The organism is Pedobacter suwonensis (assembly GCF_044762335.1).
Classification (GTDB): domain Bacteria; phylum Bacteroidota; class Bacteroidia; order Sphingobacteriales; family Sphingobacteriaceae; genus Pedobacter.
In genome coordinates, this window is record NZ_JBIWEB010000023.1 from 33893 (window position 1) to 54967 (window position 21075).

Annotated in this window: 18 protein-coding genes; 8 read left to right on the top strand and 10 right to left on the bottom strand. The window is 38.6% G+C overall.

The window, feature by feature from the left end:
* Positions 1 to 21 precede the first annotated feature (21 nt).
* The 3 genes from ACIQXP_RS22855 to ACIQXP_RS22865 form a co-directional block, all read right to left on the bottom strand.
* The gene (locus ACIQXP_RS22855; protein ID WP_090988162.1) at positions 22 to 990 is read right to left on the bottom strand and encodes an FKBP-type peptidyl-prolyl cis-trans isomerase; all 969 of its coding nucleotides are present in this window, start codon (positions 988 to 990) and stop codon (positions 22 to 24) included.
* Between the two features lie 193 nt (positions 991 to 1183).
* A complete protein-coding gene (locus tag ACIQXP_RS22860) occupies positions 1184 to 2179 on the bottom strand; it encodes an FKBP-type peptidyl-prolyl cis-trans isomerase (RefSeq protein WP_293742566.1) in 996 nt (331 codons plus the stop codon).
* A 48-nt stretch (positions 2180 to 2227) separates the two neighbouring features.
* Complete coding sequence (locus ACIQXP_RS22865; RefSeq protein ID WP_293742567.1) at positions 2228 to 3238, bottom strand: DHH family phosphoesterase; 1011 nt, start codon at positions 3236 to 3238, stop codon at positions 2228 to 2230.
* 241 nt (positions 3239 to 3479) lie between these two features.
* On the opposite strand from ACIQXP_RS22865, the gene ACIQXP_RS22870 reads away from it, so the two are divergent.
* The 3 genes from ACIQXP_RS22870 to ACIQXP_RS22880 all read left to right on the top strand — a co-directional run bounded on the left by ACIQXP_RS22870 (position 3480) and on the right by ACIQXP_RS22880 (position 5312).
* Complete coding sequence (locus ACIQXP_RS22870; RefSeq protein WP_090988166.1) at positions 3480 to 3899, top strand: nucleoside-diphosphate kinase; 420 nt, start codon at positions 3480 to 3482, stop codon at positions 3897 to 3899.
* 134 nt (positions 3900 to 4033) lie between these two features.
* Entirely contained in the window at positions 4034 to 4807 is a 774-nt protein-coding gene (locus tag ACIQXP_RS22875) for a BamJ family beta-barrel-assembly machinery protein (protein WP_293742568.1), read from the top strand.
* Between the two features lie 328 nt (positions 4808 to 5135).
* Complete coding sequence (locus ACIQXP_RS22880; protein WP_244278902.1) at positions 5136 to 5312, top strand: hypothetical protein; 177 nt, start codon at positions 5136 to 5138, stop codon at positions 5310 to 5312.
* A 92-nt stretch (positions 5313 to 5404) separates the two neighbouring features.
* Here ACIQXP_RS22880 and ACIQXP_RS22885 read toward each other — a convergent pair whose 3' ends face one another.
* A complete protein-coding gene (locus ACIQXP_RS22885; RefSeq protein ID WP_090988170.1) occupies positions 5405 to 5695 on the bottom strand; it encodes a DciA family protein in 291 nt (96 codons plus the stop codon).
* Entirely contained in the window at positions 5688 to 6791 is a 1104-nt protein-coding gene (gene recF, locus ACIQXP_RS22890) for a DNA replication/repair protein RecF (RefSeq protein WP_387508091.1), read from the bottom strand. Before recF ends, ACIQXP_RS22885 begins: the two co-directional genes overlap by 8 nt.
* Before the next feature lie 105 nt (positions 6792 to 6896).
* On the opposite strand from recF, the gene ACIQXP_RS22895 reads away from it, so the two are divergent.
* The 3 genes from ACIQXP_RS22895 to ACIQXP_RS22905 all read left to right on the top strand — a co-directional run bounded on the left by ACIQXP_RS22895 (position 6897) and on the right by ACIQXP_RS22905 (position 8698).
* Positions 6897 to 7304, top strand: a complete 408-nt coding sequence (locus ACIQXP_RS22895; RefSeq protein ID WP_090988218.1) for a hypothetical protein — start codon at positions 6897 to 6899, stop codon at positions 7302 to 7304.
* 123 nt (positions 7305 to 7427) lie between these two features.
* A complete protein-coding gene (locus ACIQXP_RS22900) occupies positions 7428 to 8093 on the top strand; it encodes a tetratricopeptide repeat protein (RefSeq protein ID WP_293742570.1) in 666 nt (221 codons plus the stop codon).
* Positions 8094 to 8557: 464 nt separating this feature from the next.
* Entirely contained in the window at positions 8558 to 8698 is a 141-nt protein-coding gene (locus tag ACIQXP_RS22905; RefSeq protein WP_387508093.1) for a hypothetical protein, read from the top strand.
* A 130-nt stretch (positions 8699 to 8828) separates the two neighbouring features.
* Here ACIQXP_RS22905 and pth read toward each other — a convergent pair whose 3' ends face one another.
* The 3 genes from pth to ACIQXP_RS22920 all read right to left on the bottom strand — a co-directional run bounded on the left by pth (position 8829) and on the right by ACIQXP_RS22920 (position 11175).
* Positions 8829 to 9389, bottom strand: coding sequence for an aminoacyl-tRNA hydrolase (pth, locus tag ACIQXP_RS22910; protein WP_387508095.1), 561 nt, complete (start codon positions 9387 to 9389; stop codon positions 8829 to 8831).
* Between the two features lie 175 nt (positions 9390 to 9564).
* Positions 9565 to 10149, bottom strand: coding sequence for a 50S ribosomal protein L25/general stress protein Ctc (locus ACIQXP_RS22915; RefSeq protein ID WP_090986510.1), 585 nt, complete (start codon positions 10147 to 10149; stop codon positions 9565 to 9567).
* A gap of 84 nt (positions 10150 to 10233) precedes the next feature.
* Entirely contained in the window at positions 10234 to 11175 is a 942-nt protein-coding gene (locus ACIQXP_RS22920) for a ribose-phosphate pyrophosphokinase (RefSeq protein ID WP_145857215.1), read from the bottom strand.
* Between the two features lie 368 nt (positions 11176 to 11543).
* Here ACIQXP_RS22920 and ACIQXP_RS22925 point away from each other — a divergent pair, with 368 nt between their 5' ends.
* Entirely contained in the window at positions 11544 to 14570 is a 3027-nt protein-coding gene (locus ACIQXP_RS22925; RefSeq protein WP_293742571.1) for a DUF2723 domain-containing protein, read from the top strand.
* A gap of 214 nt (positions 14571 to 14784) precedes the next feature.
* The gene (locus tag ACIQXP_RS22930) at positions 14785 to 17826 is read left to right on the top strand and encodes a glycosyltransferase family 117 protein (protein WP_293742572.1); all 3042 of its coding nucleotides are present in this window, start codon (positions 14785 to 14787) and stop codon (positions 17824 to 17826) included.
* A gap of 156 nt (positions 17827 to 17982) precedes the next feature.
* Here the strand turns inward: ACIQXP_RS22930 and ACIQXP_RS22935 are convergent, their stop codons facing one another.
* A complete protein-coding gene (locus ACIQXP_RS22935; protein ID WP_090986499.1) occupies positions 17983 to 18945 on the bottom strand; it encodes an acetyl-CoA carboxylase carboxyltransferase subunit alpha in 963 nt (320 codons plus the stop codon).
* Between the two features lie 429 nt (positions 18946 to 19374).
* Positions 19375 to 20931 carry a S10 family peptidase gene (locus ACIQXP_RS22940; RefSeq protein ID WP_387508099.1) on the bottom strand — a complete coding sequence of 519 codons (1557 nt, stop codon included), beginning with the start codon at positions 20929 to 20931 and terminating at the stop codon, positions 19375 to 19377.
* Positions 20932 to 21075 lie beyond the last annotated feature (144 nt).

Sequence of the window (21075 nt, forward strand, 5' to 3'; positions counted from 1 at the left end):
AACTGCGAGGTCTAAATAAATTTATTTAGCTAATGGCAAAGCTGCATTTGGCTTAATAATGCCTTTTAATTCGACATCAAATACCAATGGTGTAAACGGATTGATGGGTCCACCACCACTTTCCCCAAAACCCAATTTAGAGGGCAAAATCATTTTGATCTTGCCACCAACTCCAATCATTTGAATACCCTGGATCACTCCTTGTGGCAATTGGCCCAATGGTAAGCCTCGTGGTACATATTGTACATTTTCGGAGAAAATACCAGCCTCTTTTGCAATTTTAGCATTTGAAGTATCAAAGACGTTTAATCCCCCATTTGATTTTTTATTGGTAAACTGGCCCGTGTAATCAATTAAAACTGTATCTGTTAAAGTGGCTCTTTCAGAGTTTCCAGGAGCATAAATCACATACTGCAAGCCAGACGGTGCAGTAGTCATCTTCAGGTTGTTTTCTTCAATATACTTAGCTATTTTGGCAGGCTCTACCGTTTTATTTTTATCATTTAATGCTTTGTATTCAGCTTCGAAAAAAAGTCTTTTCTTTGCTTCAAAAATAGAATCGGGATCTTTCCCTTTATGTAAAACCTTCTCAATTTTAATGGTAAATGACGCAATATTCGACTTTAACCCTTTTGGTTTCGGCTGACCTGAATATTTCTCCATCGAATCCAGGTTCAGTTTAAAGACAGCACTATCCCCTTCACCCAGCAGTTTTAGTCCAGAGGCCAAATCACCTTTAAACATCGATTTACTAATGGCAAAGAATGCAGGACGTTCATTGTCGTATGTATTGACCATTACCGAATCGGGATTGTTGTTGGTTTCTACGGTTTGAACACCATTTAACTTTACATAATCACCTTCCTGAATTTTTGGCTTACCCTCACTTTGATAGATCTTGTAAGTCATATCTCCTTCACCCTTTTCGAACTTGTTACAGGCAGTTAGCCCTGATGCTGCTGCCAAGAGAATAATTATTCCTTTTTTCATTTAATATTTTAATTAAAAATTAGCCTATCACCCATTTACGGATAACAGGCTACTTTATCTGATCATACAAAGATAGGCTATAATAAGTTTTTAAAAATCTTTGGAAGGTTTTATTTCTATGTTCAGCGTCAAAAAAAAAGGCAAAAAAAATCCTGCTTAAATGAATAAGCAGGATTTAAAATCTAATTAGAAATTATTTTTTAACCGGAGCGGCCGTTACCGGAGCTGAAGTAGCTGCAGCTGGCTTTCCTTTGATGATATCTTTAATTTCAAGATCGAAGGCAATCGGGCTGAAAGGCATAATACCAACCTGTGGTGCACCTTGTTCGCCATAACCTAAGTTAGATGGGATAATCACCTTTATTTTACCGCCTTTACCAATTAATTGTAAAGCTTCAGTAAATCCTGGTATTGTACCGCCAACCGGCATTTTTTGAGGACCGTAAGGTTTACCTGGTTTAAATTCGTTTTCTGCTTTTGCCAGTTTCTCATCACTTGTATCGAAGATTTTGTATTTACCATCTTTACCTTTTTTAGTTACCCTACCAGTATATTCAATCAATACGGTATCGCCTAAAGCTGGCTTTTCTGCACTTCCTGGTTTTTCAATGATGTAGTGTAAACCACTTGCAGTTGTTTTGGTGGCCAGTTTGGTGTCTTCTAAATAAGCTTTTAATTTGCCTGGTTCAGCAGCTTTCTTTTTTTCAGAACTGGCTTTATAATCGGCCTGAAAAAACTCCTGTGCACGTTTGTTAAAAGTAGAATCAGCCTCACCAGCTTTTTTCTTAATTACTTTTTCAACTTTTACCGTGAAAGTAATGTATTTATCATTTTTGAACTGCTCTGGTTTAGGTTGTTTACTATGAAATGCCATAGTATCCAGGTTTACCTTAAAAGTAGCACTATCGCCTTCTCCAAACAATGTTAAAACATCGTTCATATCACCAGCATACATCTTTTTCTGTGCAGGAAAAACTGCAGGTGTTTCACTTTCAAAGGTGTTTGCCAAAACCGAGTCTTTATCATTTTTTTGAATAAAATTCATTTTCACAATATCACCCTCTTTGATTTTTTCGTTACCTGCCGAGTGATGGATCGTATACAATAAGCCTCCAGCTCCCTTTTTCTCTTGTTTACATGCTGCTAAACCTAAAGTAGCTGCTGCTAGAATAATAATTCCCTTTTTCATTTATTAATTTGACTTTTTAAAATTTTTATTGTTTTAATTTCTTGTTTTCTAAGCTATCAATTGTTCTTTATATTCTGCTAATATTGATTTAAATTCGCTTACAACATCAGCTAACGGTTTTTCTGATGCACCACCTGCCGCATTTCTGTGCCCGCCGCCATTGAAATATTTCTTACAGATTTCGTTGGCCGGAAAATCGCCCGTAGACCTCACAGATAACTTAACTTTATCGGTACGTTCAATAATTAAGGCTGCCAAGCGGATGCCATTAATAGAAAGGGCATAGTTTACCACGCCTTCCGTATCGCCGGTGATGCTATGGTACTGTGCCAATTCTTCTTTAGTAACCGAAATAATGGCGGTATTGTAATCTCTTAAAACCTCCAGTTTATTAGACAGGCAATAGCCTAAAAAACGCAGTCGGTTTTCGCTGGAGTTATCATATACCAATTCATGTATTTTTGATTGGTCAGCCCCCAAATCAATCAGATTTGCAGCAATGCGATATACTTCAGCTGTTGCTGATGAGAAGCGGAACGACCCAGAATCGGTCATGATTCCTGTGTACAGACAAGAAGCTACATCTTTGTTGATCAGCTCACCATCCTGCAACTGGTTCACAATAAAATCATAAACCAATTGTGCTGCAGCGCAGGCATTGATATCCCAATGGCGGTAATCATCAAAATCTTCTGGTTCAAGATGATGATCGATCATAATCTTTTTGGCACCAGCGGCCCTAACTAATTCGCCTAATTCATTAATACGGCTTAAGGTATTAAAATCAAGGCAAAATATGAGTGAGGCTTCATCCACCAGTTGTGCAGCCTTTTCCTGTGCTTCTGTAAAAATAATTACATCGCTGTTATTTGGCATCCAATGCAAAAAAGTAGGATAATCCGTTGGGGTAATTACTTTAACATGGTGGCCTTTCTGAATTAAAAATCCATACAAACCCAGGGATGATCCCATCGCATCACCATCAGGCTTGTGATGCGTAGTGATCACAATACGTTGTGGCGTAGCCAATAATGTTTTTAATTCAGTTAGTGTAAGCATATATTTTTGCGCTGCAAAGCTAAGTAAATTTTGATTAGGATTTAAAGATTTTAGGATTAGCAGGATTATAGTTTTAAAAGAGATCATGTATATGGATAGTACTATTAGCTGGATCATCTGTTAAACCATCCTAATAAGCTATTTTAAACTATTTTACCTTCTAATCTCTGCTGAAAAAATATGCTTATTGGTTATTCGTCAATTAAAACGTATTTTTGCAGAAAATTGATATCAAAACACAATGAGTACTAACAGAACTTTCACCATGATTAAGCCTGATGCTGTAGCAAATGGCCATATTGGATCAATCATTAACGACATTACTAATGCTGGTTTCAAAATCATTGCATTAAAATATACCAAACTTACACCGGAAACTGCTGGTCAGTTTTATGCTGTTCATGCTGAGCGCCCGTTTTATAAAGATTTAGTAAGCTTTATGTCTTCAGGACCAATTGTTGCCGCTATTTTAGAAAAAGACAATGCAATTGAAGATTTCAGAAAATTGATCGGCGCTACTAACCCGGCTGAAGCTGCTGAAGGTACAATCCGTCAGAAATATGCAAAATCGATTGATGCAAACGCAGTTCACGGATCAGATTCTGATGAAAATGCAGAAATTGAAGGTAACTTCTTCTTCAAAGCAGACGAACGTTTCTAACTGCCAACACAAAAAATTTACAATAAAACCCCGAATATTCGGGGTTTTATTGTTTTATCTATTTTGTATCTTTCGGCCTTAAATATGATCCATCAGTTATAACTGCTGGAATTAATTACAACATAAAACAAACAATGAAACGAATTTTATTAGCGGTATGTTTATCTGGTATCGCTGGTGCATCTTATGCGCAAACCAAAACAGCAGCAAAAAAACCAGCTGTAAAAAAAACGACCGCAGTAACCAAAACATCAACTTTAAAAATGGGTGGCTTAAAATCGGCCTTAGACTCCATCAGTTACGCTTTTGGCACATCAATCGGAGCCAGTTTAAAAACAACCGGCCTTTCTACCTTAAATTACGATGTATTGTTAAAAGGCCTGAAAGATTCATTTACCGGCGATGAGGTTTTGTTAACGCAACAGCAGGCCCAACAATGTATAAGCGAAGCGATCACAAAGGCATCATCAATAAAAAACAAGGCTGAAGAAGCTGCAAACAAAATTAAATATGCACCAATTATGAAAGAAGGACAAGATTTCTTAGAACAGAACAAAAAACGTGCGGGTGTACAAACCACTGCAAGTGGCTTACAATATGAGGTTTTGACTGCCGGTACCGGCGTTAAACCACAGGCTACCGATTCGGTACTGGTACATTATAAAGGCACCTTATTAAATGGAAAACAATTCGACAGTTCTTACGACAGAGGCGAGCCGATTTCTTTTCCGCTGAACCGGGTAATCCCAGGATGGACAGAAGGTGTACAACTAATGCCCGCAGGTTCAAAATACAAATTCTTTATCCCGTACAACCTGGCTTATGGTGAACGCGGTGCAGGAGCAGACATTCCTCCTTACAGCACTTTGATTTTTGAAGTAGAACTGTTAAAGGTTAACGGGAAATAAATTGAAATGTAAGATGGTATTTGTGAAATGGAAACCGTAAGCTAGACCATCTAATGAAATTATCAAAAATCGTTGTCTCGGGCAAGCATATGCAGTTTGAGATGACGATTTTTTTTTTGAAGAATACTATGCAGTCAGCTGTTACCAGCTGACTGTTTGTTTAAGTAAGATGACTTTAAAAAACCGGACTTTCTGTGTCAGATGGAAACATCCGACACCACATTTAACTCTATCTAAAGATACCGAAACAAGTTCAGCAGGACGGAATCCAGGAATTTTTAAAACTTTCTTCGCTATTCAATGTTAGCTATTACAAATTAACATGAATATGAAAAAAGCATTCCCTTTAGTACTGATTGCATTTTTATGCACCACCTTAAGCAGTTGCGAACTGGTAGAAGGTATATTTAAAGCCGGCGTTTGGGTAGGCGTAATTGTAGTGGTAGTAGTAGTGGCGCTGGTCATCTGGATTTTGGCCAAAATATTTGGCGGAGGCAGGAGCTAGTTTAGTCCTGAGTCAAAAGTCTATAGTCGGGATGATCAGTCCTATTAAAATATAAAGGGCAGAAACTCTAAGTTTTTGCCCTTTTGTACCCCTTATAAAAATACCATTTCGGTAATCACCTCGCTACCGGCATGCTCATTCAGTTTCTGGATAATCCCCTGTCTTACCATAATCAGTTCGTTTTTGATCACGGAAGATTCTATCCTCAAAAAAAGTCGTTTATCATGAATGTAAATCTGCTTGGTTCTGTTGGCAATTGCAGTACCCATAATCTCAGGCCAAACGGATAAGATTGAGGTTTCATCGAACTTACGTCGTAAACGGTATACATCAAGCATTTTGCCGATCGCATCTTTTAAGGTAACATCGTTGGGTTTACGCATTTTGTATGGTTCCGTTATCTACTTCAAACAAAGTTACATCAACTTCTATTTTTTCAAAAATTGATTTTACCCTTTCTTTTCCCGTATCTGTAATAAATATCTGCCCAAAATCATGGTGTGAAACCATTTGCATGAGTTTTTGAACGCGGTTATCATCCAGCTTGTCAAAAATATCATCCAATAAAAGCAAAGGTTTAAATCCTTTATTTTTAGCGAGATAAGCATATTGTGCTATTTTTAAAGCAATTAAAAAAGATTTTTGCTGCCCCTGCGAACCAAACTTTTTTAAAGGCATCCCACTGATGATAAAAGCCAGTTCATCTTTATGGATACCAGTTGTGGTCCGCTCCAGTATACGGTCTTTTTCTACTGATTTTTTCAATAACTCTTCAAAAGATGCATCATTCAATTGCGATTGATAATTCAACTCTACAATTTCCTTTTTTTCAGTAAGATAGGTATAATATTGATTAAAAAGTGGAATAAACTCATCCATAAAAGCTTTACGGACGGCAAATATTTTGTTGCCGGCTATAACCAGCTGTTCATCTAAAATTTCGAGCAGCGTAGGATCATATTTTCTGGTAATGGCGATCTGTTTTAGCAAAGCATTCCGGTTCAACAGGATGCGGTTGTAGGTAATCAGTTGATCCAGGTAATGTGCATCGGTTTGCGAAATCACATTATCGATAAACTTTCTCCGCTCCTCACTGCCTTCCATAATCAGGTTTACATCATAGGGAGAAACCATTACCACCGGAAAAAGGCCAATATGATCGGCCAACTTTTCATATTCTTTCTTATTTCGTTTAAATTGCTTTTTCTGGTTTCGCTTTACACCACAAGAAATTTTTTCATTTTTTTCATTGCGATCAAAATCGCCCTGAATCATAAAAACCTCTTCATTGGTTTTGATCTGCTGGCTATCGATGGGATTAAAGTAACTTTTACATAAACAGAGGTAGTGAATCGCATCAAGCATATTCGTTTTGCCAGCGCCGTTATTACCCGTAAATACGTTTACAGTTTCCGAGAAATGGAGATCTGCATCTGTATAATTCTTAAAATTTAAAACGGTAATGTTTTTTAACCACATAAATATGTCACAAATTTACCCTTTTTTAACTTCTTAAAACCCATTGTTTAAAATAAACGTTAATAAGATTTAAAAAAATTGTACTTTCATCGCAAGGAGGAATCAATGGTTGCACAAAAAATGCTGGAAGGAAATGTTCTATGGTCTTATGATCATGAACTGAACAGCAATAAAAATTCGAACTGGGTAAAAAAAATAGCAGAGTTATTTTCATTTTTAAAACCTGTCCATAATCACGAAGGCGACATTTTACTAGCTTCCAATGGTATTTTCATTACCGGGGATGAACAATTGGAACTGCCATTATCCCATATTGAAGAGGTTTATATGGGATTCGACGATTTATTCCCAGCTTCATCAGCCAAAAACTTTGGTGCATTCTGGCAGCCGATCAGAATCAGGTCTGTTTTGAGCAATTCTGAAAGCCAAACTGTGTACCTGGTCATTAACCATACCGGGATTTTTAGCGATAACCAAACCTGGTTTAATACACTGATTAGCTTGTTACGCTAATGACCTTGATGATTTTACGATCTGAACGCCTAATTAACTAATGTTTAATTAAATACTTCAAAATAAAGGTTGATACTTTGATTGAAAAATGTATTTTTGCAATCTTAAATTTTTTAAACAAACATGTCTACAACAGATAACCAGACAATTCAACCGACTAAAAAAGGTTCATTTTTACAAGAGAATAATAAGAGCTTACTGTTTATCGCAGGTGCTGTAGTTTTATTAGTTTTAATATATCTTTGGTATCAAGGCGTGTATTTAAAAGGCCGTGCTGAAGAAGCCGCCAGCAAAATGTATAAAGCAGAGCAGTTTGTTGGTGTAGATTCATTATCGAACAGAGCAGTTAAAGGCGAAGGTGGTTACCCGGGTTTTGAGCAGATTGCTAAAGAATATGATAACACCAAATCGGCAAACTTAGCTAACCTTTATTTAGGTGGCATTTACTTACGTAAAGGCGAATATAAACAAGCAATAGAGGCATTAAGCAAATATAGCGCTACCGGCAGCCCGGTTGCAGATCCATTGGCTTTAGGTTTATTAGGTGATGCTTACAGCGAATTGAAAGACTACAAACAAGCGACCACCTATTATAAAAAAGCGGCTGATAAAGCAAGTAAATTTACTTCACCTATGTTTTTAAAGAAGCTAGGATTGGTTAACGAAAGCCAAAATGATTATAAAGGTGCAGTTGAAGCTTATACAAAAATAAAAACGCAATATCCGGAGAGTGCAGAAGCACAATTAATTGACGCATACATTGCAAGAGCTCAGGAAAAAGTGAAATAAACAAAACTAAACATACTTACAGGAAAGATCATCGAAAGATGGTCTTTTTTTGTTTAGCAGCTTTTCGTCATCTCAACTTTAGCGCAGAAATGCAGAGATCTATAACGACAGAGTAGATCCAAAATCGATCTCCTGTTTAAGCGCCTCAACAAACTGCATAAAAAATTTCTTCTTTCTTTTTCTGGAAATCAGGTACAGATGCGTTTAGGTTGCTGCAGTCCCGCTTTCCGTTAATCCGATGCTTTTGATTAATCTGATATGGTAATTTATAGAGAAGCATCGGAACCACTGCGATCCCTTAGGTTTAGGTGGCCCAGGGCAGTAAAATTATCTGTGGTTGCATGGTGTAAAGAGAAATGCCTGGTTATTTGACATTGTAGGGCATATAAGCATCCTTTTATATGGTAAACTTTACTTAACTTCGATTGGGTTTAGGTGGCAAATAAAGTAATACGATTTGGGTTTTGAAACATTCTGACAATAACGGCATATTAGCAGACTATGCTATTCACACCTTTAATAACAGCAAATACACTGCCATTTTAGACCTGATTGAAATGGAAAGCCCACAGCGCAGCGAGGACTTGAAATGGAAAGCAGGATGAACATTAAAAAGAGCTACTGTAATTGCTCTTCAAATGACCTTTTTTGGGCTACACTCCTTTGAGATTTAAATTACAAAAGATCCTTCGCTGCGCTCAGGATGATAATATGAACAGTTAACCCATTAACTATCTATTTATTAAAAGCTGTCATGGTATGGGCAGGCCCAATGGTAACGAAGCTTTTAATCAACTCTACACTTTTATCGATTAATGCAGGAAGTTCTAACTGTTCATTTTTATCAAACAAACCTAAAACGAAATCTATTTGCCTGCCTTTCGGATAATCGTTTCCGATGCCGAAGCGTAGACGCGCATAATTTTGTCCACCGCAAACTTCTTCTATGCTTTTTAGCCCATTATGACCGGCGCTGGAACCCTGCAGTTTCAACCTAAGCTTCCCAAGCGGCAACGCAAGATCATCGACAACAACCAGCACATTTTTCGGTGCTATTTTTAATTCCTTCATCCAGTAGTTCACAGCTTTACCGCTCAGGTTCATAAAGGTGGTCGGTTTAATTACATGCAGTTTTTTACCTTTAAAACCAACCTCAGCATAATAGGCCAAACGGATATTGTCGAAACTACCACCTAAGCCTTTTACCAATTCATCGGCGATATCAAAGCCGATATTATGCCTGGTGTGCGCATACTCCGGTCCGATATTTCCTAAGCCAACTATAAGATATTTCATGGAAGCAAAGATAAAAAAAAAGGCTGAAGGCGGGAAGGCTGAAGGTTTAAGGTAAAAGTAAAAAGACCAAAGCTTAAAGTAGCGACTACGCATTAAAAACAAAAAAGCGGTACAAAATTGCTTTTGCACCGCTTTTAAAATCTGTGTAATCACATTAATCTGTGAGATCAGCTTACTATTTTTTACCTTTAGCAGCTTCAGTTTCTGCTTGTTTTAATGCTCTAGACATTGCAACAGAAACGATGGTATCTTCAGGAGTGTTAGTGATTACATATTTGTCACCTTGAAGGTCACGAACACGGAATAAACTACCTACTTCCAATTTCTCTAAGCTTACTTCTACGTTTTGCGGCATGTTAGCTGGTAAAGCTTTAACACGTAGTTTACGTAATTTCTGGATTAACTTACCCCCCATTTTAACACCTGGAGAAGTTCCTGTTAATTTAACCGGGATTTCCATAACGATTTCTTTATCGTCAAATAACTGAAGAAAATCGATGTGCAATAATACATCGGTAAGTGGGTGGAACTGAGTATCTTTTACGATAGCTTTGGTTTTGGCACCGTTAACATCGATTTCAACAAAGTTTACTTCCGGGGTATAAATAACATCTCTTAAATCAGCAATAACCACAGCTAAGTGTTGTTGCTCTTTTCCACCATACAATACCGCCGGAACTTTACCTTCGTAACGAAGTTCCTTGGCATCGCGTTTCCCTACGTTCTCTCTTGGAGAACCGCTAATTGCGATTGTTTTCATTTTATTTATATTTAATTATTAGTAGTAAGTATCGAGTATCAAGTAAAAGCCTTACGCCTTCAACCTTTCACCTTCCACCTTAATTTAAACCCTAAACAGGTCACTAATTGAACCATGTTCGTTTACATTAGCAATTGCCCTTGCAAATAAACTGGCTGTGCTTAGCACCCTGATTTTCGAACTTTCCCTTTTCAATGGGATCGTATCTGTAACGATCAGTTCGGTTAATACCGAATTCTCTACCGTTTCAACGGCTTTGCCAGATAATACAGCATGTGTACAAACTGCCCTCACACTTGCTGCGCCGTTTTCCATAATCAAAGCAGCAGCTTTCGATAAAGTTCCGGCAGTATCACAGATATCATCGATCAGTACCACGTCCTGTCCGGTTACATCCCCGATAATTGACATCGATTCGATTTCATTGGCACGTTTACGGCGCTTATCGCAAATAATTACCTCAGCATTAAAAAACTTGGCAAAAGTACGTGCCCTGTATGAACCGCCCATGTCTGGCGATGCAATGGTTAAGTTTTTTAAACCTAAGCTTTTGATATAAGGTACAAATATTACCGATCCATCGAGGTGATCAACCGGGATATCAAAGAAACCCTGGATCTGCGCAGCATGTAAATCCATCGTCATGATTCGGTGAATGCCTGCTGATTTCAGTAAGTTGGCCACCAATTTGGCACCGATTGCTACACGTGGCTTGTCTTTTCTATCCTGACGGGCTAAACCATAATAAGGAACAACTGCTGTAATATAATGTGCAGATGCCCTTTTAGCAGCATCAACCATAAGCAAAAGTTCCATTAAATTATCGCTGGGCTGATAAGTTGACTGGATTAGAAAAACATCACTACCCCGGATTGACTCATCAAAAGAAGGCTGAAATTCTCCATCACTGAATTTGTGAATGGTTACGCTACCAAGTGGCTTGCCGTAATGCTCGGCAATTTTAAGTGATAATCCTTTAGAACCTGTTCCGGAAAAAAGCTTTACCGGGTTAAACTGCAATGGCATGGGTTCGTGTAGTTACGGTTAAAAAAAATCGGATCATGCCTATTTAAAACATGATCCGTTATTAAATTTTAGTTGTCCGACCTGGATTCGAACCAAGACAAACGGTACCAAAAACCGTTGTACTACCCTTATACTATCGGACAAGCTTTATCAAAGATATTCTCTTCGAAAGGGAATGCAAATGTAGGAACCTTATTTTAAATATGCAAGAGTGATTTTAAAATATTTTTAATTTCTTTCCCGCTGTTCCTGTTTGCGATGCAAAGATAAAAAAATCATCATATAGCATGCAACATTTTCTTTTTTTATGTGACTTTTTTTAATACGAACCACTTAAATCATTTATTATCAAAGACTAAAATTAAACTATGAATTACTCAAGGATCAACACCATTGGAGGCTGGCTCTGTTTTGTTATTGCCGCTTTCACGTACATTTTAACCTTAGATCAATCTGTAAGTTTCTGGGACTGTGGCGAATTCATTTCTTCTGCCTTCCGGATGGAAGTAGTTCACCAGCCAGGCGCTCCAATAGTCTCCATGATCCAAAAGTTATTTTCGATATTCGCTTTTGGCGATAAAACCAAGGTTGCCTATTTCATTAATATATCTTCTGCACTTGCAAGTGCTGGCACTATTCTATTTCTGTTCTGGACCATTACTGCACTGGCCAGGAAAACAGTCATTAAAAAAGGCGAAGAAATCACCAATCAAAAAATAATCGGCATAATGGGGGCCGGTTTTGTTGGCGCTTTGGCCTATGCTTTTTCTGATAGTTTCTGGTTTTCAGCAGTAGAGGCTGAAGTTTACGCCATGTCATCACTCTGTAGCGCCATTGTATTCTGGGGTATATTAAAATGGGAATCACAGGCTGATGAACCAAAATCAGACCGTTGGTTACTTTTTGTGGCTTACATGATGGGGATATCAATCGGGGTACACATTTTAAACCTGCTTACCATTCCCGCATTAATATTTGTTTATTATTTCAAAAAGAACCAATCGCCCGATTGGAAAGGTATTTTAAAGGTATTTCTTATTTCAATAGCTGTATTGGCGGCGGTACAATTTGGGATCATCCAATATGTAATATCTTTTGCCGCAAGCTTCGATTACTTTTTTGTAAACACCCTGGGTTTAGGCTTTGGAACAGGGATATTATTTTTTGCAGTGTTCCTAATCGGGGGCCTGGTTTACGGTATCCGCTATTCCATCCTTAAAAATAAAAGGGTTTTGAACCTGGTGATGTTATTTACTGTTCTGTTACTTTTTGGGTATAGCTCTTTTGCGCTTCTCATCATCAGGGCACAGGCTAAACCAAATTTAAACAACTATAATGTAGATAATGTATTCTCGTTTTCAAGATATGTGAGTCGCGACCAATACGGCGACAGACCCTTGCTTTATGGCGAAAACTACAATTCAGAAAAAATCGGAATTAAAGAAACAGGCAAGATTATCCGCAAAGGCGATAAAAAATACGAACCAGCAGGCACAAAATCGGAATATGTTTTTGCCGATAAAACTTTACTGCCACGCATGTATAGCGACAAACCTGAACATGTTAATTTTTACAAAAGCTACATGGGTTTTGACGATGAACATAAACCTACCCTTTTGGATAATTTGAAATATATGTTTTCTTTTCAGACCGGACAAATGTACATGCGCTATTTCATGTGGAATTTTGTAGGCAGACAGGATAATGAAGATGGACAACTTGGCGGGAAAGACGGTAATTGGCTCAGTGGTGTAAAACCTTTGGATGCGATCAGGTTGGGCAATCAAAAAAATCTTCCACCATCCATTGTAGAGAACAAAGCATATAATAGATTTTTCTTTCTGCCCTTAATAATCGGCTTAATTGGCGCCGTTTGGCATTTTAAGCGCAACCAAAAAGATGCAGGCGTTATCGGTTTACTTTTTGTATTTACCGGGGTGGCCATAGTGGTTTACTTAAATTCTGTTCCTGTTGAACCCCGCGAAAGAGATTATGCTTATGTAGGTTCGTTTTATGCTTTTGCCATCTGGATCGGTTTAGGGGTACTGGGATTAAAGGATTGGTTTTCACAAAAATTAACGCCCTTGCGTGCCAGTATTTTTGCTACGGTTATAGCTTTATTTGGCGCCCCGATCATTATGGCCAACCAGGGCTGGGACGACCACGACCGTTCTGACAGTCACATGGCAAGAGACATGTCTGTCAACTACCTAAAATCCTGCGCACCTAATGCCATCTTGTTTACCTATGGCGATAATGACACCTATCCGGTTTGGTATGCACAGGAAGTAGAAAATATCCGTCCGGATGTGCGGGTGGTGAATTTAAGCTTATTTACAGCCGACTGGTATATTGACGGTATGCGAAAAAAACAAAATGAATCTGCCCCTTTACCGATCACCCTCAAACATGAGCAATACGTTGAAGGCACTAGGGATATCATGTACTACCAGGATTATAAAATTGCACAGCACATTGAGCTACAGGAAATTTTAGATGTGTTGCTGTCCGATCATGACGAAGATAAGGTAACCATGACAGACGGCTCTAAATACAATGTGTTACCTACAAAGAACCTAAAACTGGCAGTAAGCCCACAACAGGTACTGGATACGGGAACCGTTCCAAAAGAAGATGCCGGAAAAATAGCAAGCAGTATGGAATGGACTTATAATTCGAATTTTGTAACCAAAGGTACTTTAGCTCTGTTTGATATTTTAACGCACAATAACTGGGAACGGCCGATTTATTTTAGCGGCGCCATGCCAGACGAGCAATATTTAGGGCTTAACAAGTACCTCTATTCTGAAGGTTTAAACAAAAGATTACTTCCGTTAAAACCTGATACAGCCATTACACAGGATTTTGATCGCGTAAACCTGAAACCGATGTACAACAACCTGATGAATGTGTATGGCTTCGGTAACATTAAATATGCCAATCATTTAGACAGACAATCTGCCGATGATGTAGCCATGATATCTAACATGTTTAATGGTTTATTAACCGGACTAATTAATGAGGGTAAAATTTTTGAAAGCAAAAGAGCGGTAAATAAATACTTTGAAGTAATTCCGGCTAAATTTTACAGCAGGCGCCAGGTAATGAGTACGTATTATTTTACCGAAAACCTGTATCGGTTAAATGATTTAAACCGTGCGAATGCTATGATCAAAAAAACGGCCGATTATGTAGGAAAGGAACTCACCCATCTGGCTGATGTTTCCGAAAGCAAAAACCAGTTATCAGCAGAACAGGATGTGCGTTTCTACCTTGGTTATTTAGGCCAGATGGTCAAACTGACTGATGCATTTAAACAGGCAAGCCTGAGTAAAAACCTCGAAAAACAATATAATGATCTTATTGTAAGATTTACTCCTTTTGCTGCAGGATAGGCAAAAAACATGCTAAATGTAACCCATAAGCAGATTTCACCTTTCTGCTTATGGGTTTTTACTTTCCGATAAATTAAAATCCTTTATGTTAAAGCCCTTAAGCCGTTAAAAATTGTTAAATCAATGCAAAAATTTACCTGTTTTATCGACTAGAATAGTTAATTTCGGCAGCATTTTTATGTGAAAACATTTTTTAATATCATTAAACAAACCAATGAATTATTCAAAAGTTAATAATATAGTAGGCTGGATCTGCTTTTTAATTGCTACACTAACTTACGTTTTAACCTTAGAGCCTTCTGCCAGTTTTTGGGACTGTGGTGAATTTATCGCATCGGCATTTAGAATGCAGGTTGTTCACCAGCCTGGTGCGCCTTTATTTTTAATGATCCAACGTTTCTTTTCGATTTTTGCAGCGGGTGATTTAACCAAAATTGCTTACTGGATGAACGTGGGTTCGGCTGTTTCGAGTGGGGCAACTATCTTATTTTTATTTTGGACAATCACCGCATTGGCTAAAAAAACCATATTAAAAGCTGGTGAAGAATTAACTACAGGCAAATTAATCAGTATTATGGGTGCAGGTGCCGTTGGTGCTTTAGCTTATACTTTCTCTGATAGTTTCTGGTTTTCGGCGGTAGAATCTGAGGTTTATGCACAATCATCATTGTTTACTGCCATTGTATTCTGGGCTATACTTAAATGGGAGGCGCATGCCGATGAGCCAAGAGCCGACCGCTGGTTATTGTTTATTGCCTATATTATGGGTTTATCAATCGGTATCCACTTACTAAACCTGTTAACAATCCCGGCACTTGCTTTTGTTTACTATTTTAAAAGAACTGATAAAGCAACCACATCCGGAATTATCAAAACACTTCTGGTAGGTATCCTGATCTTGGCAGTAATTCAATATGGTATTATCCAATACCTGGTATCATTCGGTGCTTATTTCGATCTGTTCTTTGTGAACACATTGGGTATGGGCTTCGGAACAGGTGTATTGTTCTTCGCTATATTATTGATCGGCGCCCTGGTTTGGGGAATACGTTATTCGATCAGGCATCAAAAGAAATTATTAAATTTAGGTTTAATCTCTACAGTTCTAATCATTTTCGGTTATGCCTCTTTCGCAATGATCATCATCAGGGCAAAGGCTGATCCAAACTTAAATAACAGTGCGCCTAAAGATGCTTTCTCTTTCTTAAGTTACTTAAACCGTGAGCAATATGGCGATAGACCATTGGCCTATGGACCAAACTACAATTCTGAAAGAACAGGTGTAACTGAAGGTAAAACCATCTGGAGAAAAGGCAAGGATAAATATGAAGTGGCTGGTAAAAAAACCGATTACGAATACAACAACAATACCTTATTGCCACGCATGTACAGTGACGACCCTAGACATGCCAGTTTTTATAAAGAATGGATGCACTTAGATGACAGCAAACATCCGAATGTAGTTGACAATGTTGGCTTTTTGGCCAGCTACCAGATCGGCTATATGTATATGCGTTACTTCTTCTGGAATTTCGTTGGTCGCCAGAACGATGAGCAAGGCCAGGGCAGCGGATTTGAAGGTGAATGGATTAGTGGTATTAAACCATTTGATAGCTGGTTACGTGGTGATCAAAGTCATTTGCCACCATCAACTGTTGATAATAAAGCTTACAACCGTTTCTTCTTTTTACCGTTGATTATAGGTATAATCGGCGCATTATGGCATTTTAAACGCAACCAGAAAGATGCTGGCGTAGTGGCTTTGTTGTTCTTTTTTACAGGTATTGCGATTGTATTATACTTAAATCAAAAGCCTTTAGAGCCTCGTGAACGGGATTACGCTTATGTAGGTTCTTTCTATGCCTTTGCCATATGGATTGGGTTAGGAGCCCTTGGAATTAAAGAATGGCTGTTTAAAAAATTAACCCCAACTGCCGGAGCTATTGGCGCGACAGTAATTGGTTTACTGGCCGCACCGGTTATCATGGCCGAGCAGGGATGGGATGACCACGACCGTTCTACCAAACTGGTTCCACATGATATTGCTTATGATTACCTGCAATCGTGTGCGCCAAATGCCATCTTATTTACTTATGGTGATAATGATACCTACCCGCTTTGGTATATCCAGGAAGTAGAAAATGTTCGTCCTGACGTACGTATTGTAAACTTAAGTTTATTTGATACAGATTGGTACATCAACGGTTTAAGGCAAAAACAAAACGAATCTGCCCCATTGCCAATTACAATGAAGCCTGAGCAATATGTACAGGGAGAGAGAGACGTGATGCCATATGATGATTATAAAATTGCGGGTAGCGTTGAACTTAAAAACGTAGTTGATTTATTGTTATCAAACGATGAGAGCGATAAAGTACCGATGCAGGATGGAACAAAATCTAATTTCCTGCCTACTAAAAACCTTAAAATTACTGTAGATCCACAGCAAGTAATCAGTACCGGAACGGTGCCTGCAGCAGATGCTTCAAAAATTACCAACACAATGGATTGGAAATTTAATAAAGGTTACGTGACCAAAGGAACTTTGGCCATGTTCGACATCCTGGCACATAACAACTGGAAACGCCCGATTTATTTCGCTTCCACTGTTCCTTCTGAGCAATATAACGGTTTGGATAAGTATTTATACAGTGAAGGTTTAGCTTTGCGTTTATTGCCGCTTAAAGCTGATACAACCGCATCTGAGGATAGACCGGAGCAATTGAACACGCCTGTTTTATATAATAATGTGATGAATAAGTTTAAGTGGGGAAATATGAAAACAGCTAAATATTTAGATCCACAGTCATCAGATGATACATTTATTTTTACCAATATCTTCAGCAGCTTAACCAACAGCTTAATTAAAGAAGGTAAAATGGATGAAGCCAAAAAAGTGGTGAATAAATATTATGCGGTAATGCCGGATAAATTCTTCGGCATCCGTACAGTTGTTGTAAAATTCTATATGGCTGAAAACCTGTATAAATTAGGTGAAACTGCCAGAGCCAATGATATTTTAGACAAATCAGGCGATTACATCAATAAGGAATTGAATTACCTGGCCGATATTTCACAATCAAAAGGTTTAACCGGATCACAGAATATCCAAACCGGCTTATACTATCTGGACCGCATGATTAAAACGAGCAAAGCTGCTGGACAGGATAAGTTGAGCGATAAATTGCAAAAGACTTTCAATAACCTGGAAGGCCGTTTATCCATGTTTTTCCCACAACAAGGTCCGCAACAATAACGGATCTGAAAATAGTTTACCAAGCAGCTGCATTCATTTGTAGCTGCTTTTTTGTTGACCAACCTATCAGGTTTTTAAAACCTGATAGGTTTATAAAGCACAAAAAAATCCCGCTCAGCATAGCCAAACAGGATTCAAATTTATTTTAGTTAATGATTATTCGTTTACTACACCCATTTCACAGAATTTCTCAATCCTTTGCTCAATCATCTTATCTGTTTTCAATTTGCCCAAAGCGGCCAAATCTTTTACGATATATTCTTTTAATGTTTTACCCATTAACTCCGGATCCTGATGCGCACCACCAAGCGGCTCAGGAATAATGCCATCGATTAGTTTGTTGCCAAACATATCATCAGAAGTCAATTTTAGGCACTCAGCAGCTTTTTCTTTAAAGTCCCAGCTTCTCCATAAAATAGAAGAACATGACTCAGGAGAAATTACTGAATACCAGGTGTGTTCTAACATATATACCTTATCGCCTATTCCTATACCCAAAGCACCTCCGGAAGCACCTTCACCTACTACAATGCAAATAATCGGCACACGCAGAACCGACATTTCCAATAAATTTCTGGCAATAGCTTCACCTTGTCCACGCTCCTCGGCCTCTAAACCAGGGTAAGCACCCATTGTATCGATAAAAGAGATCACCGGCTTGTTAAATTTTTCAGCCAAACGCATTAAACGCAACGCTTTGCGGTAACCTTCCGGATTGGCCATACCAAAATTGCGGAACTGGCGCTCTTTGGTATTTTTACCTTTCTGATGACCGATAATCATTACCGTTTGACCATTTATAGAAGCAAAACCGCCAACAATAGCTTTATCATCTTTAACCGTTCTGTCGCCGTGCATTTCAATAAAATCATCACAGATCATATTGATATAATCAAGGGTTTGCGGGCGATCTGGATGACGGCTCATCTGAACCTTGTTCCAACCGGTTAAATTTTTATATAAATTATTGGTAGTTTCATCTAATTTACCATCAAGTTCGTCCAAAGTGGCAGACATATCTACCTTGGTTTTTTCGGCAACTTGCTTAACCTTTTCTATCTGCTGAACTAAATCGGCAATAGGTTTCTCAAAATCGAATGATGTTTTTATTTGCTGCATAATTGAACCACAAAAATAAGTAATTATTTTTGGTTTGCAGCCAACAGTTTTTTGTTTAAGTGCTTAGGTAGAGAAATCGCACCAGCTTTACAGATAAAAGAAAGGCAAAATACGATTATTTCTTTTTTTGGAAAGCAATTGCAGTGGTTGATAGGCTTTGTTTCCGTCCTGCTCTCCCTCCTGCTGATGAAAAATCAGCATCTGTCCGATCAGGTTTATTAATTCCGGTTTTTGCAACTATGCCGGGTTTCCGTGCCACCGCCCTAACCTATGTAGCACTGATTGCAATGGAAAGCACGCAAGCGAGGCACGAGTGCGGACTTGTAATGCAAAGCAGGACTAACGATAATTATTGCAATACAAGTGCGCTCCTGTAAACCCAAAAGCATTGACAAATAACAGTGTTTAAGAAGTTTGTAAATACTAAATTTAGAATTTAGCGGCCTCGCCTGCTTTTGGTAATGCTTTTTTAATAAATTCACGGATGTGGTTATTCGCCATTTTCAGATCATCTTTGCGCAGGTACATCATGTGCCCACTGCGATAACCTTCCCAACTCATACGGTCTTGCAGTTTACCTGCAGCATCTAACTGCCACATGCTGTATTTCGCATTAAAATAATCGCAGGCGCCATCATAATAACCCGATTGCACCAATAGATGTAAATATGGGTTTTGTGCCATGGCTTGGCGGAGATTATCGCCGGTCTGGTCTCCGGATTTGTCCCATGGGTAAACGGAACCGAACATATTGTATTTCAAATCGGTTTTATAATTCAGCTCGTTGCGGATGTACATATTAATGGCTGGTGTAAAAGAATGCAACCAGGAGGTAAGTTCAGCATTATAATCTGGTGCTTCGCCAGCGCTCATTTTATCGATCCCCCGATAGCGAGAATCTAAGCGACCAACAGTAAAACCTTTATCCCTCAATAACTCTTTCCAAAAGAAATCGGTTGGTACGTTAAGGTTATAATCTAAAATTACTTTTTCGGAAAGGCCGGAGTAACGGGCCATTTTTAGTGCAATGGCTTTCTTTTTATCAGCACTTAACATCCCTCCCTGCGAAATGGCCGGGATAAGCTCATTAATGGTAAAACTTTCCACTTCAGGAAGCATTGCGGTTAAGTCTTTGTTTTGTAAATCTGCTGCCAAAGCTTTATGGTACCATGCGGTAGCGGCAAAATACGGTAAACGCAAAGCGGCTTCAAGGCCGCTACGCTCAATACCTAATTCGGTTGGCGAAACTAACACCACACCGTTCAGGTACATCCATTGACTGTTCTGCAGTTCTAAAGCCAATCCTGAAACGCGTGTAGTACCATAACTTTCGCCAATTAAAAACTTTGGCGAAGCCCATCGGTTATTACGGGTTACAAAGGTGTTGATCCACTCGGCCAGGTATTTAATATCGGCACGTACACCGAAGAATTTATTGGTTGGAATATCTTTGCTTACCGCTCTCGAATAGCCTGTGTTAACCGGATCGATGTATACGATATCTGCCACATCTAAAATAGAATATGGATTTTCTTTATAACCATAAGGCTGTACAGGATATCCTTCATCATCAATATTCAAAACCACCGGACCGGTATAAGCAATGTGCATCCACACAGAAGCAGAGCCCGGACCACCATTAAAAGAGATCACTAAAGGACGTTTATCCCGGCTTTGTACATCACTCCGTTCATAATAGGTATAGAATAAACCAGCAATCGGTTTCCCGTCCTCATCCCAAACCGGTAAGGTACCGACAGTAGCTTTATACGGAACGGACTTTCCATCAATGTTCACCGAGTGATTGGTAACCATTGTACTCTCCACTTTAATGTTCCTTTCATTCGCTGAAGTTTTAGGTTCGTCTTTAAGGGTTACCTGGGTAGTGGTTACGGTTTCTTTAGATTGGCTTTTTCTTGGGCCTTGTTGCGCGTACGCAAAAATACCCATGCTTAAAAGTGTAGCGAGTATAAATCTGAATTTCATTGCGTTTGGTTTGGTTGCTAAATATCAAAATATTGTAGCGTTAATCAAAAAGCACATTAGAAATGTTACCATAAAAAAGCCGATACTGCACCTGCAATACCGGCTTTCAATAAGTTGTAATGATTTTACACGATTTACCAGAGA

Coding starts and splice junctions, on each gene's coding strand:
- ACIQXP_RS22920 (WP_145857215.1), bottom strand. CDS start 11,175: ATGCCATTGCAGTTTAACCCGGTAAAGCTTTTTTCCGGAACAGGTTCT.
- ACIQXP_RS22880 (WP_244278902.1), top strand. CDS start 5,136: ATGAAAAAAGCATTCCCTTTAGTACTGATTGCATTTTTATGCACCACC.
- ACIQXP_RS22875 (WP_293742568.1), top strand. CDS start 4,034: ATGAAACGAATTTTATTAGCGGTATGTTTATCTGGTATCGCTGGTGCA.
- ACIQXP_RS22925 (WP_293742571.1), top strand. CDS start 11,544: ATGAATTACTCAAGGATCAACACCATTGGAGGCTGGCTCTGTTTTGTT.
- ACIQXP_RS22860 (WP_293742566.1), bottom strand. CDS start 2,179: ATGAAAAAGGGAATTATTATTCTAGCAGCAGCTACTTTAGGTTTAGCA.
- ACIQXP_RS22935 (WP_090986499.1), bottom strand. CDS start 18,945: ATGCAGCAAATAAAAACATCATTCGATTTTGAGAAACCTATTGCCGAT.
- ACIQXP_RS22915 (WP_090986510.1), bottom strand. CDS start 10,149: ATGAAAACAATCGCAATTAGCGGTTCTCCAAGAGAGAACGTAGGGAAA.
- ACIQXP_RS22885 (WP_090988170.1), bottom strand. CDS start 5,695: ATGCGTAAACCCAACGATGTTACCTTAAAAGATGCGATCGGCAAAATG.
- ACIQXP_RS22895 (WP_090988218.1), top strand. CDS start 6,897: ATGGTTGCACAAAAAATGCTGGAAGGAAATGTTCTATGGTCTTATGAT.
- ACIQXP_RS22870 (WP_090988166.1), top strand. CDS start 3,480: ATGAGTACTAACAGAACTTTCACCATGATTAAGCCTGATGCTGTAGCA.
- ACIQXP_RS22940 (WP_387508099.1), bottom strand. CDS start 20,931: ATGAAATTCAGATTTATACTCGCTACACTTTTAAGCATGGGTATTTTT.
- ACIQXP_RS22930 (WP_293742572.1), top strand. CDS start 14,785: ATGAATTATTCAAAAGTTAATAATATAGTAGGCTGGATCTGCTTTTTA.
- ACIQXP_RS22865 (WP_293742567.1), bottom strand. CDS start 3,238: ATGCTTACACTAACTGAATTAAAAACATTATTGGCTACGCCACAACGT.
- ACIQXP_RS22855 (WP_090988162.1), bottom strand. CDS start 990: ATGAAAAAAGGAATAATTATTCTCTTGGCAGCAGCATCAGGGCTAACT.
- pth (WP_387508095.1), bottom strand. CDS start 9,389: ATGAAATATCTTATAGTTGGCTTAGGAAATATCGGACCGGAGTATGCG.
- recF (WP_387508091.1), bottom strand. CDS start 6,791: ATGTGGTTAAAAAACATTACCGTTTTAAATTTTAAGAATTATACAGAT.
- ACIQXP_RS22900 (WP_293742570.1), top strand. CDS start 7,428: ATGTCTACAACAGATAACCAGACAATTCAACCGACTAAAAAAGGTTCA.